Here is a 15,817-nt window from a genome sequence, read left to right on the forward strand (position 1 = left end):
CACCGGGCGCGGGTCCCGGCGACGACGGCGGGCGGAGAGGGAATGTTCGCGTGCCGTCGGCCGTTGCCCGGCTGAGTGTTGGACAACGGAACCCCGAGGAGACCGACCGTGCACGGCGATCCGGCAACGATCCGCAAGATACTCACGGAGCTCGGCGACACCTGGGCGATCGTGGGCCTGTCGTCGAACCGGCAGCGCGCGGCGTACGGCGTCGCGTCCGTGCTCCAGCGGTACGGCAAGCGCGTCGTCCCCGTCCACCCCAGGGCCGAGACGGTCCACGGCGAGCAGGGATATCCGTCCCTGTCCGCGATCCCGTTCGAGGTCGACGTGGTGGACGTCTTCGTCAACAGCGACCTGGCCGGGCCCGTCGCCGACGAGGCGGTGGCGATCGGCGCCGACGCCGTGTGGTTCCAGCTCGGCGTCGTCGACGAAGCGGCGTACGAGCGCACCCGCGCCGCGGGGCGGGACATGGTCATGGACCGCTGCCCGGCGATCGAGATCGGCAACCTGGGCTGAGGGTGCGGTCCGTGGCGGGCGGCGGGGCGGCGGGGCGGCGGGGCCGCCGCCCTCACAGCCCGATGGCGCCGTCGATCCGCTCGCGGAGCAGGTCGGCGTGGCCGTTGTGGCGGGCGTACTCCTCGATCATGTGGAGGAGGACCCACCGCAGGGACACCGTGCCGCGCCAGGAGTCGTGACCCTCGACGTCGAGGTGAGGCGCGTCCGTCACGAAGGCCTCGGCGAAGGCCACTTCGGCGTGCCAGGCATCCCAGGCGGCCGCGGCCACGGCGGAGCCCGGCACCGCACCGCCGAAGTCGCCGTCGGGGTCGGCCGCCGAGGAGAAGCGGGGCGGCGCGTCCTGTCCGGCCAGGACGGACCGGAACCAGCGCCGCTCGACATCGGCGAGATGCCGCACGAGTCCGAGCAGCGAGAGGGTGGAGGGCGGCACGGACCGGCGGCACAGCTCGTCGTCCACTCCGGTGCACTTGAGCACCAGCGTCGCGCGCTGCGCGGCGAGGATGTCGACGAGCAGGCGCCGCTCGTCACCGGTCGCGGGACCGGCGTGGCGGGTATCCCGGGCGGCGTCGACGAACAGGTCGCCTCTTCTGGTGGGAATCGTCATCCGCCCATCATCGACTCCCGCCGCCGGGCCCCGGACAGCCGGGCCCTCCGTGGCTCTGCGTCATCCCTGGGCCGTGCAGCGGTCCACGAGGTCGTTCCAGCCCGCTTCCAGGCGGTCCAGGGACATGCCCCGCTGGGTGACCAGGTGGTGCACGAGGGTCGGATCGAGGTAGGCGAGCAGGGTGTGGGCGGTCAGTTCGGTGTCGCCGCCCGGCCGCGTCTGACGCAGCAGCAGGGTGACGTGGGTCAGGCGGAGACGGTACGCGGGAGAGGTGTGACGGCGCCCGGCCTCCGCGTGCGCGGCCAGGTAGAGGCCGCGGTGGAGGTGCTCGTGGTGGATGACGGCGCCCCCGAAGGACCGCAGCCGCTCCACGGCGGGCGCGTCGGGACCCAGCGGCGGCGGGCCGGTGAGGAAGGCGGCCTGGAGCTGCTGCTCGCAGTGGTCCAGGAGCGCCATGAGCAGTCCGGTGCGGTCTCCGAACCTCCGGAAGACGGTTCCCTTGCCGACGCCGGCAGCCAGGGCGACGGCCTCCATCGTCAGATTGGCGGCTCCGCGTTCGGCAGCCAGCCGGGCGGCGACCTCCAGCAGCCGCGAGCGGTTGCGGGCGGCGTCGGCGCGCAGCTGGGGCGGCTCGTCGACCGGGGTGAGGGTGAGTTCCAGCCGTCCGGCCTTGGCTTCGTGCGCGGCTGAGGGCGGCAGGGGCGAGGTCATGCGTCCCAGCGTAGCGCTCACGGAAAGAAGTGGACCCCGGTCCGGATAGATGATAGAAAGTTGAACGGACCTTGGTCCGCTTAGTGGCGATGGAGCATCCGTGCCCTCCACTGCCACACCCCGCCTTGAACCGCTCTCTGAGGAGTTCCGCCATGTCCGTACGCATCCTCGCGCTCGTCGGCAGCCTTCGCGCCGGTTCGCACAACCGCCAGCTCGCCGAGGCGGCCGTCAAGCACGCCCCCGCGGGTGTCGAGATCGAGCTGTTCGAAGGGCTCGCGGAGGTGCCCTTCTACAACGAGGACATCGACGTCGAGGGCGGCGTGCCGGACTCCGCCGCGCGGCTGCGCGCCGCGGCCGGGCAGGCCGACGGCTTCCTGCTGTTCTCGCCGGAGTACAACGGCACCATGCCGGCCGTGCTGAAGAACGCGATCGACTGGCTGTCCCGCCCCTACGGCGCGGGTGCGCTGGGCGGCAAGCCGGTCGCCGTGGTCGGCACCGCGTTCGGCCAGTTCGGCGGCGTGTGGGCACAGGACGAGGCCCGCAAGGCCGCGGGCATCGCCGGCGGCGCGGTCCTGGAGGACGCGAAGCTGTCCATCCCCGGCTCCGTGACCCGCTTCGCCGAGACGCACCCGGCGGACGACGCCGAGGTCGTCACCGGCCTGACCGAGGTCCTCCGGCAGCTGACCTCGCAGGCTGCCCCCACGGCCGCCTGACACCGGCGCCGCGGCACGATCCTTTCAAGCGCCCGGCACGCGGACACCGCCAGGGGCAGGACGCCCCGCGCGAGGGGTACGCCCCCCGGACTCCGCCAGGACTCAGGGCACTTGAACCCGTGAGGGGTACGGCAAACCGAGCCGTACCCCTCACGTGCGTCGCCCCCAAGCAGTGGCCGCACCGGCACCACGGCGTTACGGGCGCGCTCCGCCCGGCGTCTCAGTGCACGGGCGGCACCGACACCGCCATGATCATCTCGAGTGGCCCGGCACCGGAATTGCCGTACGTGTGGGGGACGTTGGCCTCGAAGGACACGCTCGCCCCGGTGGGGACGCGATGCGGGACCCCGTCGAGCGTGAGTGTCAGCTCCCCGGCCGTGACGTGGATGAGTTCGACCGTGCCGCCGGGGTGCGGGTCGGAGTCGCTGCCCTCTCCCGGCATCAGCCGCCAGTCCCACATCTCCAGCGGGCCGGGCGCCTCCGTGCCCGCGAGCAGCCGGTTGTAGCTGCCGGTGTCGGTGTGCCACAGCCGGACCGCCTGCTCGGCCGGGACGATGCGGACCTTGGGGCCCTGCTCGTAGTCGAGCAGCGTCGTGATGCTGACCCCGAGCGCGTCACCGATCTTGACGACCGTGCCGATGCTGGGATTGGTCCTGGCCTGCTCGATCTGGATGAGCATGCCGCGGCTGACGCCCGCCCGGGCCGCGAGCGCCTCCAGGGTGAAGCCCCGCTCGGTGCGCCAGCGCTTGACGTTGCGGGCCAGGGACTGGTTCAGCAGGTCGAGGTCCGACACATTCCGTCCAATATTCTGGATAGCAGAGTCCATTGAGTTGAACTACGGTGTGGTGCACCGAATTGTTCACTGCACTGTACTGCGAGGCGCCCCCATGACAGCACTCTTCGCGCTGGCCACCAGCGTCCTGTGGGGCCTGGCCGATTTCGGCGGCGGGCTGCTGACCCGGCGCATGCCGGCACTGACGGTGGTCGTCGCCTCGCAGGTGATCGCGACGGTGGTTCTCGGGGCGCTCGTGATGGCCACGGGCGGCTGGCGCGAAGCGGGGCCGCAGCTGTGGTTCGCCGTGGCCGCCGGCCTGGTCGGACCGGTCGCGATGCTCGCCTTCTACAAGGCGCTGGCGCTCGGCCCGATGGGCGTCGTCTCCCCGCTCGGCTCCCTCGGCGTGGCCGTCCCGGTCGCCGTCGGCCTGGTGCTGGGCGAGCGCCCCGGTGTCCTGCAGTTCGCGGGCATCGCGGTGGCCGTCACCGGGGTCGTACTCGCCGGCGGCCCGCAGCTCAGGGGCGCCCCCGTGCAGCGTCAGGCGGTGCTGCTCACGCTGCTCGCCGCGTTCGGGTTCGGTGCGGTGATGTCGCTGATCGCCGAGGCCTCCACGACGCTCACCGGCCTCTTCCTCGCCCTGTTCGTGCAGCGCGTCACCAATGTCGTGGCGGGCGGCACCGCACTCCTGGTCTCCGTACGGCGGGGCGGCCGGGCCCTGCCGGAGGGCGGCGGACGGACCGTCGTCCGGCACTCGCTGCCGGCTCTCGCCTTCGTCGGCCTCGCCGACGTCGCGGCCAACGGGACGTACTCGATCGCGGCCCAGCACGGTCCGGTCACCGTGGCCGCGGTGCTCGCCTCGCTCTACCCGGTGATCACGGCCCTGGCGGCCCGCGGCATCCTCAGCGAGCGGCTCCGCGGCATCCAGGCCGCCGGGGCGGGCCTGGCCCTGATAGGCACACTGCTGCTGGCCACCGGCTGAACAACCCCGGGTCACGGACGGAACCGACGGCCGCACACCGGGCCTTCAGGCCGCCGGGCCACCGGGCCACCGGGCCACCGGGCCACCCCGGCACACGACCCCGGCACACGTCACCCGTGTTCAGCACCACGGGTTCCCGGTCAGGACTCCGCGCGTACGTCCTCCGCCACCGCGACCCCCGCGTCCAGGCAGTCCGGTTCCGTGAGGCGGGCGATCTCCTCCGCGCCGAGATCCGACAGCGCACGCAGTTGCTGCGGGGTCACACCGTCGGGGATCGGCACGGGCGCCGGTGTGCGCAGCGGCGGCTGCCAGCCGTTCCGCGCGTCCCAGCGGCGTACGACCTTCGCGGGGGCGCCGGCCACGACCGCGTGGTCGGGCACGGTCCCGCGCACCACCGCTCCCGCGGCGACCACGACATTGCGCCCGATCCGCGCCCCCGGCAGGATCACGGCACCCGTCCCGATCCAGCAGCCGGGCCCGATCGACACCGGGTCCATCCGCGGCCACTGCTTGCCGATGGGCTCGTGGGGATCGTCGTACGAATGGTTCGTGGACGTCACGTACACGTACGGCCCGAAGTAGCAGTCGCTGCCGATCGTGACCGTCGTGTCGGCGATGACGTGGCTGCCCCGGCCGAGGACGACACCGTCCCCGATGCGCAGGATCGGGTCCGGGCCGAGGTCGAGGTCGGGCATCAGTCCGGCGGTCAGCGTGACCTGCTCGGCGATGATGCAGTGCGAGCCGAGCCGGATCCAGGGCTCACCGAAGACGGTACCGAGCGGGAAGGCCAGCCGGGTGCCGGTGCCCATCGCGCCGAACCGGAACCGCCCCGGGTGCGCGGCCGTGACCGCGCCGGTGCGCTGCACCCAGGCCCAGCCCGCGTGGACGGCGCGCTGCGCGAGGCCGCGCCGCCATGATGAGAACGTGTTCTTGCTCCTGGGCACCCGCTCACCGTACTCAGCGTGCCGAGCGGCCACCCGGCCGGACACCTGTGATCTTCGCCCCACCCGCCCGCTCCCGCCCGGCGCCCGTCGCCTACCGTGCCGGTGACGAGAGCCATCGACGGACAAGGAGAGTGCCATGACGCACCGGGCGCTGATCGCGGCAGTGGGCGGCAAGGAGCCGCAGGTGGACCAGGAGGCGTTCACGGCCCCGACCTCCGTGGTGCTCGGCGAGGTGACCCTGCACCCGGGCGCGAGCGTCTGGTACGGCGCGGTGCTGCGCGCCGACTGCGGGCCCGTCGTCATCGGCGCCGACAGCAACATCCAGGACAACTGCACCCTGCACGTCGACCCGGGCTTCCCGATCACGGTCGGCGAACGAGTCTCGGTCGGGCACAACGCCGTGATCCACGGGGCCACCGTCGAGGACGACTGCCTGATCGGGATGGGTGCGACGGTGCTCAACGGGGCGGTCATCGGCGCGGGATCGCTGGTGGCGGCGCAGGCACTGGTGCCGCAGGGCATGCGCGTGCCGCCGGGCTCCCTCGTCGCGGGTGTGCCCGCCAAGGTCAGGCGGGAGCTGACCGCCGAGGAACGTGAGGGCATCTCGCTGAACGGCACGCTGTACGTCGAGCTGGCCAAGGCGCACCGCGCCGCGCACGAGGAGCGGTGACGGCGGGCGCGGTCAGTCGGTGGCGGGGGCCGGGACGGGCTCCGGCTCGACCGCGCCGGTCCCGGCCGCCGGGGTCCCCGCCGCCTCGGCGTGGGCCGCCGCCTGCTTCGTCTTGCGCCGGACGATCAGCAGCGAGGCGGCCCCGATGAGCAGTGCCACCACGAGGCCGAGCCAGGAGAAGCGCTTGAGCCAGGACTCGGCGACCACACCGACGTAGTAGATGACCGCGGTCGTGCCGCCCGCCCAGAGGATCCCGCCGAAGACGTTGGCGACGAGGAACTTCCAGTACGGCATCCGCAGCACTCCGGCGAGCGGACCCGCGAAGATACGGAGCAGGGCGACGAAGCGGCCGAAAAAGACCGCCCACATGCCCCACTTCTCGAAGGACCGCTCGGCGGTGGCGATGTGCCGTTCGTCGAAGTGCCTGGGGAACTTCGCGCCGAGCCAGGCGAGCAGCGGGCGTCCGCCCTTGCGGCCGATGGCGTAGCCGATCGAGTCGCCGACGATGGCGCCCACGCTCGCGCAGACTCCGAGGATCACCGGGTTGATGCCGGCGTGCTGGGAGGAGAGCAGCGCCGCGGAGACCAGGATGATCTCGCCGGGCAGCGGGATGCCCAGGCTCTCCAGTCCGATGACCAGGCCCACCAGCGCGTAGATGCTGACCGCGGGCACCGTCTCGAGCCATTCCTGGACGTGCAACGCCGGTTCCTCCCGTATCGCTGTGCAAGGCGGGCGCGCACCTCTGCGTGTGATCACCCGGCGTGCGCTCTCCCCCTGGGCACACGCCGGGCAGCCTACCCGCTCCGCCTCCGGAGGCGGAGTCCCACGGGTCGCAACGGTGCTCCGGTGGACGGAGGGTCCGCGCTCCCGTGGACGGCGGGCGGACCGGCCCGCTCCGCGCCGGCCATGAGGTCATGACAGGGACGTCAGCCGTTCGGGCGGAGCGTCCATACGACGGTCATCTCGCCGGTGACGGCACCGTCCGCCCGCTGGATGGAGATGGCGACGGGGAACTCGGGACGCTGTCCGGCGTCGAGTTCCGCGACGACGTCCGCGGCGGGGCGCCCCAGCGTCGCGGTGGCCTTCACGGGGCCCATCGCGAGCTTCTTGTACGCGATGTCGGCGCTGACGGCGAGCGGCACGGCACGCGAGAGCTGCTCCCCGAACGCGGCCAGGACGATGGCCCCGCTGGCGGACTCGCCGAGCGTGAACATCGCTCCGGCGTGCGGGCCGCCGACGTGGTTGTGGTATTCGCTCTGATCGGGCAGGGCGACCACTGCCTTCTCCGGCGTGGTCTCCAGGAACTCGAGGTTCAGGGTCCTGGCCATCGGCACGGTGGCGGCGAGCATCTCGCCGATCGACATCTGGTCTGCGCTCATAGCCGGATGTTACCCACGGGTAGCTAATTTTGACCAGGACCCCCGGGTGATGTCCGCCGGCCGCCGCCCGATCCGGTACAGGTCTGACGAGGGCCGGTGACCCAAACGTGTCATGGACGGCACTAGGGTTACTGCCCATGTGGCCAGGACAGCAGCCGCCCGGGGGCGAGCAGAACCCGCAGGACCAGAACCCGAACCCGTACCAGCAGTCGGGGTACCAGCAGCCGAATCCGTATCAGCAGCCCGGACCTCAGCAGCCGGGATACCAGCAGCCCGGGTACCAGCAGCCCAACCCGTACCAGCAGCAGCCGGGGCCGGGCCAGTGGGGTGCGGCCACTGCGGCGGGCGCGCCGGAACCGCCGGGCGGCGGCGGGAAGAGCACGAAGATCGTCGCGATCGTGGCGGCCACCGCCGTGGTCGTCACCGCCGCCGTCACCGGCATCGTGGTCCTCGGCGGTGACAAGGACGACGAGGCCGACGGCAAGACCACCAAGCCGTCCGCCACCGCCTCGAAGAAGCCGAGCGAGTCCGCGTCCGCCGACAACCCGCGGGGCACCGACGACGAGAAGCCGACGATCCCCGGCTGGAAGGTCGTCATCAACCCCAAGTGGGGCACGGCCTTCGACGTACCGGCGGAGTGGGCGGTCCGCACGCCGGGCACCTTCATCGGCTTCGAGGACGCGCAGAAGGACGACGGTTCCGCGGTCGTGGGCATGTCGGCACCTGCCTTCCTGAAGGAGAACTGGTGCACGTTCGACGAGGACAAGGACGGCACCAAGGACGAGACCGAGCTCGCCGCGGCCGGCACCAAGGGCCAGAGCGGCGCGAAGAGCACGGCCGGCGCCGCCCGCAGTGACTCGGCGACCTGGGCCTGGGCCGGTTACACCGACCAGACCAAGGCCGACGAGAAGAAGATCGTGATCGGCAAGGCCAAGGACTTCACCTCGAAGTCGGGCCTCAAGGGCAGCATCGCGACGAGCTACACGCGCGGGGTCAAGAAGGACAACAAGTGCGACACCGAGGGCAAGGCGACAACGTTCGCCTTCAAGAACTCGGCGGGCGACTTCGCGTCCTTCACCTTCTACGGGGTCAAGGGCGTCCGTGACGAGGTGCCGGACGAGCTGGTGCAGAAGATCGCCGGCACGGTGCGGCTGCACGGCGAACCCGAGTCCTGAGCCCGAGCCCCGAACCCGGGTTCTGAGCCCGGGTTCTTCGAGGCGGGCGGTGACGGCCGGGCCGTCCCGGATCCTGGCGGCCCGCGTGTTCAGCCGATGCCGAAGGAGCCGCCGGGCGGTTCCGGCGAGGGGACCGCGTTCTCGTCGTGCACGGGTTCGGCGTCCTTGGTGAACTCCCGGAGCGCGGAGCCGTGTTCCACCCGCGCGGGGAAGGCGTCCGCGGCGGTACGGCGGGCGAGGGCGCCGGTGTCGAGGGTCCGGTGGGACGCCACCAGCACCGCGTTGCCGAACCGGCGTCCGCGCAGGACACCCGGTTCGGCGATGAGCGCCAGCTCCGCGAACACCGTCGCGAAGGTGGCCAGTTGCGACCGGAGGAAGGCGAAGGGCGCCGCGTCGGCGAGGTTGGCCAGGTAGACGCCGTCGGGACGCAGCACCCGCCCCGCGGCGCGTGCGTACGCCACGGAGGTCAGATGCGCCGGCACCCGCGAACCGCCGAAGACGTCCGCGATGACGACGTCCGCCGACGCCGGCGCCGCGGCCTCGATCCAGGCACGGGCGTCCGCGGCGTGCAGGTCGATCCCGGCGGCCCCGGACAGCGGCAGGTGCTCGACCACGAGGGCCAGCAGCGCGCGGTCGGCCTCCACGACGTCCTGACGTGATCCGGGACGGGTCGCGGCGACGTAGCGGGGCAGGGTGAGAGCGCCCCCGCCCAGGTGCAGCACGTCCAGCGCCCGGCCCGGCTCCGCGACCGTGTCCAGCACGTGCCCGAGCCGTCGCGCGTACTCGAACTCCAGATGCGTCGGGGCGTCCAGGTCGACGTACGACTGCGGCGCACCGTCGACGGTCAGCAGCCAGGCCCGCTCCCGGTCGACGTCCGGCATCAGCTTGGCGGTCCCGTGATCCACGTCCCGCGTCACGGGTATCGGCTCGTCCACGGATCCATTGTGCCGTCGGTACGAACCGGGGCGGGTCCCGCACCGGGCCGGTCCGTCTCAGGCGTGCCACACCTCGGCGACCTCCGCCGCGTGTGTGCGCGCCTGGTCCCGCCCGGCGCGCGCCGCACCCGCGCGTGCGGCGGGGTCCAGGGGGTTGCGGCCGAAGGACCGCCTCGCCGCCCGTCCGGGCGTGACCACCGCCACCCGGGCACCGGCCGCGGCCAGCCTGCGTCCCTGCTCGGCGGCCGGCACCAGAGGACCACCGCCGAGGGCGACGGGAGCGAGGACGACCACGCGCTCGTACCCGGCGGCCAGGTGGGCGTTGGCGGCGGAGTGGATACCGCCGTCCGTCCACCGGCGGCCGTCGAGGGTGACCGGCGCCCAGACGCCCGGGACGGCGCAGCTCGCTGCCATCGCGTCCACGAGCGGGACACCGCTGTCCTTGCCGAAGACCCGGAGTTCGCCGGTGGCCGTGTCGACGGCGGGCATCAGCAGGGCGCGCTCGGGCCAGTCGGGGGAGACGAGCCGGCTCTCGAAGGCCGCGCGGCGCGCGGCCTCGGAGGGGGTCTTCGCGGCGAGTGCCGTCCTGCCGATCTTCCGGCCGTACGCCTCCGGCGTGCGTGAGGTCAGCGCGGCCCAGACGAACCGGAGGATCAGCAGCGCGCCCAATCGCCCGGCCATCTCGCCGGTGGGCGGGACGAGTTGACGCTCGTAGAGCTGTTTCAGCGTCAGCCTGCCGGAAGTGAGCTGGGCGCCGACGGACGAACCGGCGGACGTGCCGATCACCACGTCTGCGTCGCCGAGGTCGACGCCGGCCTCGCCGAGCCCGTACAGGATTCCCGTCAGCCAGCCGACCCCGGCGTGGCCTCCGCCACCGAGCACAAGTGCCTTGCCTGCCACGGCTCTCCGCCCTCTCGCTGCCGACACCCGACGGCATCAGTGTCCCGCAGGGCGCCGCCGCGCACCGGTGCGTGCCCGAGCGGGTGCCCGCCCCCTTCCAGGGCGGGCACCCACCGCGCGGGCCCGCGGTGCTCAGCCGACCGACGTCACCGTTCCCGCGCCGACCGTCCGGCCGCCCTCGCGGATCGCGAAGCCGAGACCGGGCTCCAGCGGGACCTCCCGGCCGAGCTCCACCGTCATCGTGACGGTGTCACCGGGCCGCGCCACCGCCGCCTCGCCGAGGTCGACGTCGCCGACGACGTCCGCGGTGCGGATGTAGAACTGCGGCCGGTAACCGGTGGAGACCGGGGTCGTACGGCCGCCCTCGCGCGCCGACAGGACGTACACCTGCGCCACGAAACCGCGCCGGGGAACGACACTGCCGGGCGCGGCGACGATGTGTCCGCGGCGCACGGCGTCGCGGGGCACCCCGCGCAGCAGCATCGCCACGTTGTCCCCGGCCTGCGCCTCGTCCATCGGCTTGCCGAAGGTCTCCAGGCCGGTGACCACCGTGTCCACCGCCGCGCCGAGCACCTCGACCCGGTCGCCGACCCGGATCGTGCCGCGCTCCACCGCGCCCGTGACGACCGTGCCGCGCCCGGTGATGGTGAGCACGTTCTCGACGGGCAGCAGGAACGGCGCGTCGAGGTACCGCTCCGGCATGGGCACGTACGTGTCCACGGCGTCGAGCAGCGCCTCGATCGCCGCGGTCCAGCGCGGGTCGCCCTCCAGGGCCCTGAGCCCGGAGACCCGCACGACGGGTACGGAGTCGCCCCCGTAGCCGTGCGCGGAGAGCAGTTCGCGGACCTCGAGCTCGACGAGGTCGGTGAGCTCCTCGTCCCCGGCGTCGGCCTTGTTCAGGGCGACGACGATGTGGTCGACGCCCACCTGCCGGGCGAGCAGCACGTGTTCGGCGGTCTGCGGCATGATCCCGTCGAGCGCGGACACGACGAGGATCGCCCCGTCGAGCTGGGCCGCGCCGGTGACCATGTTCTTGACGTAGTCGGCGTGGCCCGGCATGTCCACGTGCGCGTAGTGCCGGGTGTCGGTCTCGTACTCGACGTGCGCGATGTTGATGGTGATGCCGCGCGCGGCCTCCTCCGGCGCCCGGTCGATCCGCTCGAACGGGACGAACGTGCCGGAGCCGCGCTCGGCGAGAACCTTGGTGATGGCGGCGGTCAGGGTGGTCTTGCCGTGGTCGACGTGCCCCATGGTGCCGATGTTCAGGTGCGGTTTGGTGCGCACGTATGCCGTCTTGGGCATGGCTGTACCTCGAAGCCTCTTCGTGTCAGCGGAACTGAGCGATGGCCCCGGCGCGTAGGGCCGGGACGGGGACCCCGAGGACTTGCCGACCCTCCCCCTGCGGGGTCCGCCGGACGATCCGGGAAGGGTCAGCTTCGGGCGCCGTCGACAGCGGCCACGATGATCGGGACGGCAGCCTTCGGGGCATCCGCTGCCGCGGATGCTGCGAGGAGGAAGGCGTACCGGAACATGAGGCGATCATCGCCGACGTGTCCGCCCGCGTCGAATGGTTTTCGGTGCCCTCCGACGCGAGGGCGGACCCACGAGGGAAAGAAAAAAGGAAAGGAGGGGTAGCCGCTCCTTTCCACTCTCAACGTATAGCGCACCGGGGGCCTTGCGGCAAGGCCCCCGGGGTGCCGCAAAATGACCGGCCGAGGTCGGGATCTGCGGAAACGAGAGTCAGTGAATGCGTGTGTTGTCGTCGACGTACGCGTCGCGCGGGGACGTCTCGGCACGGCCGGGGCCGGGACGGACCCGCACTCTCCGCGACCACGGCCCGCACCCTTCGCGACCACGGCCCGGGACGGTCGCGACCTCGACCCGCGACGGTCGGGCCTCGACCACCGCGGAGCGTCGCCCGACGTGGCCGCCCCGTTCGCCCCGCCGCCCGACCCCCGTGCCACGCACGACGGTCGCGAGCCACCCCAGATCGGAGCCGATGACGTGAACCCGCTGACCAGCACCGTGTTCGACCTTCCCGACCACCTCTCCCACAAGGCCGACCCGCACCTGATCGCCGGAGACGAACGGCACTTCGCGGCCCTCGCGGAGAGCCTCGGACAGACCATCGCCGAACTGTCCGAGCGTCTGAACGCCGAACGCAGGGCCCCCGGCGGCACCGGCCGGCAGGCGATGGACCGGGACGCGGAGATCCACCGGCTGACCGCCCGCCTGCGTACCCTGCGCCGCTTCGGCCTCGATCTCTGCCTCGGACACATGGTCGGTGCGGACGACCGCGAGCCCGTGTACATCGGACGGCTCGGCCTCACGGACAGCTCGGGCCGCCGGCTGCTTCTCGACTGGCGCTCCCCCGCGGCCGAGCCGTTCTTCGGCGCCACCCACGCCGACCCGATGGGGCTGGCGAGCCGTCGCAGGTACCGCTGGACCCGAGGCCGGATCGGCGACTACTGGGACGAGGTGTTCACGTCGGACGGCTTCGACGGGCACGCCGCGCTCGACGACCAGTCCGCGTTCATCGCCAGCCTGGGCGGCAACAGGTCGGCCCGGATGCGTGACGTGCTCGGCACCATCCAGGCGGATCAGGACGCCATCATCCGCGCGGGATCCCGCGGGGCCCTCGTCGTCGACGGCGGTCCGGGCACGGGGAAGACCGTCGTCGCCCTGCACCGCTCGGCGTATCTCCTGTACTCGGACCCGCGTCTCGGTCAACGTCGGGGCGGCGTGCTGTTCGTCGGCCCGCACCGCCCCTACCTCGCCTATGTCTCCGACGTCCTGCCGAGCCTCGGAGAGGAGGGCGTGCGGACGTGCGTCCTGCGGGACCTCGTCGCGGAGGGCGACGCGGCGAAGGCCGAGGCCGACCCGGAGGTGGCGCGTCTGAAGTCGTCCGCGGACATGGTGCGGGCGATCGAGACGGCCGTGAGGTTCTACGAGGAACCGCCCGAGAAGGGGATGACGGTCACGACCCACTGGTCCGACGTCCGGCTGAGCGCGGACGACTGGGCCGTGGCGTTCGAGGCGGCGGAACCCGGTTCGGCGCACAACGAGGCACGCGACCAGGTCTGGGAGGAACTGCTCACCGTCCTGGTGGACAAGCACGACGACGCCGGCGTGCCGGCGGGTGTGATCCGCTCGTCGCTGCGACAGGACCGGGAGTTGCGCACGGCCTTCGACCGGGCGTGGCCGCTGCTCGACGCGGCCGACCTCGGGGGAGACCTGTGGACGGTGCCCGCCTACCTGCGGATGTGCGCTCCCTGGCTCAGCCGTGACGACGTCCGGAAACTGCAGCGTGCGGACGCCCAGGCCTGGACGGTGTCCGACCTGCCGCTCCTGGACGCGGCACGGCAGCGCCTCGGCGACCCGGAGGCGGCCCGGCAGAAGCGCCGGCGCGAGACCGTCCTCGACGCCCAGCGCGAGCGCATGGCACAGGTCGTCGACAACCTGATCGACGCCGCCGCCGACTCCGGCGCCGACGGAGACGACGGCGAGGGCCTGGTGACGATGCTGCGCGGCGAGGACGCCCGGGTCAGCCTGGTCGACGAGTCCGAGCTGCCCACCGCCGACCCGGATCTGCTCGCCGGCCCGTTCGCGCAAATCGTGGTGGACGAGGCACAGGAACTGACCGACGCGGAATGGCAGATGCTGCTGCTCAGGTGCCCGTCCCGGAGCTTCACCATCGTCGGGGACCGCGCCCAGGCCCGGCACGGCTTCACGGAGTCGTGGCAGGAACGGCTGGAGCGGATCGGGCTCGACCGGATCCGCCTGGCCTCCCTGGGCATCAACTACCGGACGCCGGAAGAGGTGATGGCGCTGGCCGAGCCGGTGATCCGGGCCGCGCTTCCGGACGCCAACGTGCCGGCCTCCGTCCGCAGCAGCGGCGTCCCCGTGGTCCACGGGTCCGTCTCCGAACTGGACCTTGTCCTGGAGACCTGGCTCGCCGCGCACGCCGAGGGAACCGCGTGCGTCATCGGCGATCCCGCGTTCCGGGCGAGGCCCCGCGTCCGGTCGCTGACCCCTGAGCTGTCGAAGGGGCTCGAGTTCGACCTGGTCGTCCTCATCGACCCGGAGGACTTCGGCACGGGCATCGCGGGAGCCGTCGACCGTTATGTCGCGATGACCCGGGCGACCCGGCAACTCGTCGTCCTCACGAGTTCCTGACCCGGGCCGGTCGCACACCGCCCGGTCCGGGCGGGCCGGCCCGCCCGGACCGCCGTCAACAGCACCGCATCTGACGGGGCGCCGGTCCGGCGTGGCGGGTGCGTGCGGCCCCTGTCCGGCCCACCGCCCGGCGCACCCGGTGCCGGGGAATCCGTGACGCCCGTGAGACGGACCATACGGCGATCACACACATGGGTCGGTTAGTGTCACCGGATGCTCGATGCCACCACCCGTTCTGGGGGCACCGCCACGGCCACTCCCCCGGCCACCGCCAAAAAGCTCGTCTCCGCCGCGGATGTCGTCGGCGCCGGACAGCTCGCCGTCGCCACGCACCTCGGGCCCGCCCGTCCGTTCGGCCCCACCGCGCCAAGAGGATTCGCCGCCCGCTGCACGAGAGTCCTGCGCTCCCCGTGGTCGCGGCTGTCGCTGCTGCTGACGCTGCTCGCGGCGGCCGCGGCGGGCGTGCTGCTCTTCCAGCCGCAGCGGCTGCTGGCGGACGGCTGGCCGCCACAACTCGGCGGCGCCGCGGCGGCGCTGGTGTTCGCGGTGGCGTACGGGCTGTGCACGGTCGCGTTCGTGCCGCGGCCGCTGCTCAACCTCGCGGCGGGGGCGCTGTTCGGTTCCCAGTTGGGGGTGGGCGCCGCGCTGGGCGGCACCGTGCTCGGCGCGGGGCTCGCCTTCGGCCTCGGCCGGTTCCTGGGGCAGGACGCCCTGCGCCCGTTGCTGCGGGGCCGCTGGCTGAAGGCGGCGGACGGCCAGCTCAGCCGACACGGTTTCCGCTCGATGATGGTGGCCCGGCTGTTTCCCGGGGTGCCGTTCTGGGCCGCCAACTACTGTGCGGCGGTGTCCCGGATGGGCTGGCTGCCGTTCCTGTTGGCGACGGCGCTCGGTTCCGTCCCCAACACGGCGGCGTACGTCGTCGCCGGGGCCCGCGCCTCGTCACCGACGTCGCCCGCCTTTCTGATCGCCATGGGTTTCATCGCGTTGCCGGCGCTGGTCGGCACGGTGGTGGCCTGGCGCAAGCGCCACCATCTGCGCGCCGCCCACTGACCGGCGAGCACCACCACCTGCGCGTCCGCCGCCCACTGACCGGCGAGCGCCAACACCTGTGCGCCGCCTGGATTGACGCCACCGACCCACCCCGGCCATCGACGCCAACGCCCCACGCCCGGACGGCCCGCAGGGCCGGTCCACACCCGGCGGGACCGCAGAGCCGTTCTACCCCCGGTCGGCCTGCACAGCCGTCCACCCCCGGCCGGCATGGCGGAGCCAGCCCACCCCGTGGCGGATCACTCAGCGCGCCGAACCAACCTGTCGAGAGGTTAGGACCACCTGTCGAA

General features: G+C 72.7%; 16 protein-coding genes. 7 read left to right on the forward strand and 9 right to left on the reverse strand.

Annotated features, from left to right (window positions below):
• Nucleotides 1-108 precede the first annotated feature (108 nt).
• Nucleotides 109-516 carry a CoA-binding protein gene (locus ACFYP4_RS17730; protein ID WP_358852825.1) on the forward strand — a complete coding sequence of 136 codons (408 nt, stop codon included), beginning with the start codon at nucleotides 109-111 and terminating at the stop codon, nucleotides 514-516.
• A gap of 52 nt (nucleotides 517-568) precedes the next feature.
• On the opposite strand, the gene ACFYP4_RS17735 is transcribed toward ACFYP4_RS17730, so the two are convergent.
• Together ACFYP4_RS17735 and ACFYP4_RS17740 are read right to left on the reverse strand one after the other, a co-directional pair.
• The gene (locus ACFYP4_RS17735) at nucleotides 569-1,120 is read right to left on the reverse strand and encodes a DinB family protein (RefSeq protein ID WP_388786164.1); all 552 of its coding nucleotides are present in this window, start codon (nucleotides 1,118-1,120) and stop codon (nucleotides 569-571) included.
• 60 nt (nucleotides 1,121-1,180) lie between these two features.
• Nucleotides 1,181-1,831, reverse strand: coding sequence for a TetR/AcrR family transcriptional regulator (locus ACFYP4_RS17740; RefSeq protein WP_388786166.1), 651 nt, complete (start codon nucleotides 1,829-1,831; stop codon nucleotides 1,181-1,183).
• A gap of 152 nt (nucleotides 1,832-1,983) precedes the next feature.
• Here ACFYP4_RS17740 and ACFYP4_RS17745 point away from each other — a divergent pair, with 152 nt between their 5' ends.
• Nucleotides 1,984-2,544: an NAD(P)H-dependent oxidoreductase gene (locus tag ACFYP4_RS17745; RefSeq protein ID WP_388786168.1), complete on the forward strand. Its 561-nt coding sequence runs from the start codon at nucleotides 1,984-1,986 to the stop codon at nucleotides 2,542-2,544.
• 220 nt (nucleotides 2,545-2,764) lie between these two features.
• Here the strand turns inward: ACFYP4_RS17745 and ACFYP4_RS17750 are convergent, their stop codons facing one another.
• A complete protein-coding gene (locus tag ACFYP4_RS17750; RefSeq protein ID WP_388786170.1) occupies nucleotides 2,765-3,337 on the reverse strand; it encodes a helix-turn-helix domain-containing protein in 573 nt (190 codons plus the stop codon).
• 94 nt (nucleotides 3,338-3,431) lie between these two features.
• Between ACFYP4_RS17750 and ACFYP4_RS17755 the strand changes: the two genes are divergently transcribed.
• Nucleotides 3,432-4,298, forward strand: a complete 867-nt coding sequence (locus ACFYP4_RS17755; RefSeq protein ID WP_388786172.1) for an EamA family transporter — start codon at nucleotides 3,432-3,434, stop codon at nucleotides 4,296-4,298.
• 140 nt (nucleotides 4,299-4,438) lie between these two features.
• Here ACFYP4_RS17755 and ACFYP4_RS17760 read toward each other — a convergent pair whose 3' ends face one another.
• Nucleotides 4,439-5,242 (reverse strand): acyltransferase, encoded by an 804-nt coding sequence (locus ACFYP4_RS17760; RefSeq protein ID WP_388786174.1) that lies wholly within the window; start codon nucleotides 5,240-5,242, stop codon nucleotides 4,439-4,441.
• Nucleotides 5,243-5,378: 136 nt separating this feature from the next.
• Between ACFYP4_RS17760 and ACFYP4_RS17765 the strand changes: the two genes are divergently transcribed.
• The gene (locus ACFYP4_RS17765) at nucleotides 5,379-5,912 is read left to right on the forward strand and encodes a gamma carbonic anhydrase family protein (RefSeq protein WP_358852818.1); all 534 of its coding nucleotides are present in this window, start codon (nucleotides 5,379-5,381) and stop codon (nucleotides 5,910-5,912) included.
• Nucleotides 5,913-5,924: 12 nt separating this feature from the next.
• Here the strand turns inward: ACFYP4_RS17765 and ACFYP4_RS17770 are convergent, their stop codons facing one another.
• A complete protein-coding gene (locus tag ACFYP4_RS17770; protein WP_388786176.1) occupies nucleotides 5,925-6,611 on the reverse strand; it encodes a DedA family protein in 687 nt (228 codons plus the stop codon).
• Between the two features lie 227 nt (nucleotides 6,612-6,838).
• Nucleotides 6,839-7,291 carry a DUF4442 domain-containing protein gene (locus ACFYP4_RS17775; RefSeq protein WP_358852816.1) on the reverse strand — a complete coding sequence of 151 codons (453 nt, stop codon included), beginning with the start codon at nucleotides 7,289-7,291 and terminating at the stop codon, nucleotides 6,839-6,841.
• Between the two features lie 137 nt (nucleotides 7,292-7,428).
• On the opposite strand from ACFYP4_RS17775, the gene ACFYP4_RS17780 reads away from it, so the two are divergent.
• Entirely contained in the window at nucleotides 7,429-8,466 is a 1,038-nt protein-coding gene (locus tag ACFYP4_RS17780) for a hypothetical protein (RefSeq protein ID WP_358852815.1), read from the forward strand.
• Between the two features lie 89 nt (nucleotides 8,467-8,555).
• Here ACFYP4_RS17780 and ACFYP4_RS17785 read toward each other — a convergent pair whose 3' ends face one another.
• The 3 genes from ACFYP4_RS17785 to tuf all read right to left on the reverse strand — a co-directional run bounded on the left by ACFYP4_RS17785 (nucleotide 8,556) and on the right by tuf (nucleotide 11,603).
• Nucleotides 8,556-9,401, reverse strand: coding sequence for a fused MFS/spermidine synthase (locus ACFYP4_RS17785; RefSeq protein ID WP_358852814.1), 846 nt, complete (start codon nucleotides 9,399-9,401; stop codon nucleotides 8,556-8,558).
• Between the two features lie 57 nt (nucleotides 9,402-9,458).
• Entirely contained in the window at nucleotides 9,459-10,301 is an 843-nt protein-coding gene (locus ACFYP4_RS17790) for a patatin-like phospholipase family protein (RefSeq protein ID WP_358852813.1), read from the reverse strand.
• Between the two features lie 132 nt (nucleotides 10,302-10,433).
• The gene (tuf, locus tag ACFYP4_RS17795) at nucleotides 10,434-11,603 is read right to left on the reverse strand and encodes an elongation factor Tu (protein ID WP_358852812.1); all 1,170 of its coding nucleotides are present in this window, start codon (nucleotides 11,601-11,603) and stop codon (nucleotides 10,434-10,436) included.
• Between the two features lie 702 nt (nucleotides 11,604-12,305).
• Here tuf and helR point away from each other — a divergent pair.
• Both helR and ACFYP4_RS17805 read left to right on the forward strand, forming a co-directional pair.
• Nucleotides 12,306-14,477 (forward strand): RNA polymerase recycling motor ATPase HelR, encoded by a 2,172-nt coding sequence (helR, locus tag ACFYP4_RS17800; RefSeq protein WP_388786179.1) that lies wholly within the window; start codon nucleotides 12,306-12,308, stop codon nucleotides 14,475-14,477.
• A gap of 213 nt (nucleotides 14,478-14,690) precedes the next feature.
• Nucleotides 14,691-15,527, forward strand: coding sequence for a TVP38/TMEM64 family protein (locus ACFYP4_RS17805; RefSeq protein ID WP_358852810.1), 837 nt, complete (start codon nucleotides 14,691-14,693; stop codon nucleotides 15,525-15,527).
• Nucleotides 15,528-15,817: the final 290 nt, after the last annotated feature.

Origin of the sequence: Streptomyces sp. NPDC005551, assembly GCF_042871785.1 — a bacterium.
GTDB lineage: Bacteria > Actinomycetota > Actinomycetes > Streptomycetales > Streptomycetaceae > Streptomyces.

What these genes read in the sequence shown, in the direction of transcription:
- ACFYP4_RS17755 (WP_388786172.1), top strand. Translation starts at nt 3,432, where the DNA reads ATGACAGCACTCTTCGCGCTGGCCACCAGCGTCCTGTGGGGCCTGGCC.
- ACFYP4_RS17740 (WP_388786166.1), bottom strand. Translation starts at nt 1,831, where the DNA reads ATGACCTCGCCCCTGCCGCCCTCAGCCGCGCACGAAGCCAAGGCCGGA.
- ACFYP4_RS17765 (WP_358852818.1), top strand. Translation starts at nt 5,379, where the DNA reads ATGACGCACCGGGCGCTGATCGCGGCAGTGGGCGGCAAGGAGCCGCAG.
- tuf (WP_358852812.1), bottom strand. Translation starts at nt 11,603, where the DNA reads ATGCCCAAGACGGCATACGTGCGCACCAAACCGCACCTGAACATCGGC.
- ACFYP4_RS17775 (WP_358852816.1), bottom strand. Translation starts at nt 7,291, where the DNA reads ATGAGCGCAGACCAGATGTCGATCGGCGAGATGCTCGCCGCCACCGTG.
- ACFYP4_RS17735 (WP_388786164.1), bottom strand. Translation starts at nt 1,120, where the DNA reads ATGACGATTCCCACCAGAAGAGGCGACCTGTTCGTCGACGCCGCCCGG.
- ACFYP4_RS17805 (WP_358852810.1), top strand. Translation starts at nt 14,691, where the DNA reads ATGCTCGATGCCACCACCCGTTCTGGGGGCACCGCCACGGCCACTCCC.
- ACFYP4_RS17780 (WP_358852815.1), top strand. Translation starts at nt 7,429, where the DNA reads ATGTGGCCAGGACAGCAGCCGCCCGGGGGCGAGCAGAACCCGCAGGAC.
- ACFYP4_RS17745 (WP_388786168.1), top strand. Translation starts at nt 1,984, where the DNA reads ATGTCCGTACGCATCCTCGCGCTCGTCGGCAGCCTTCGCGCCGGTTCG.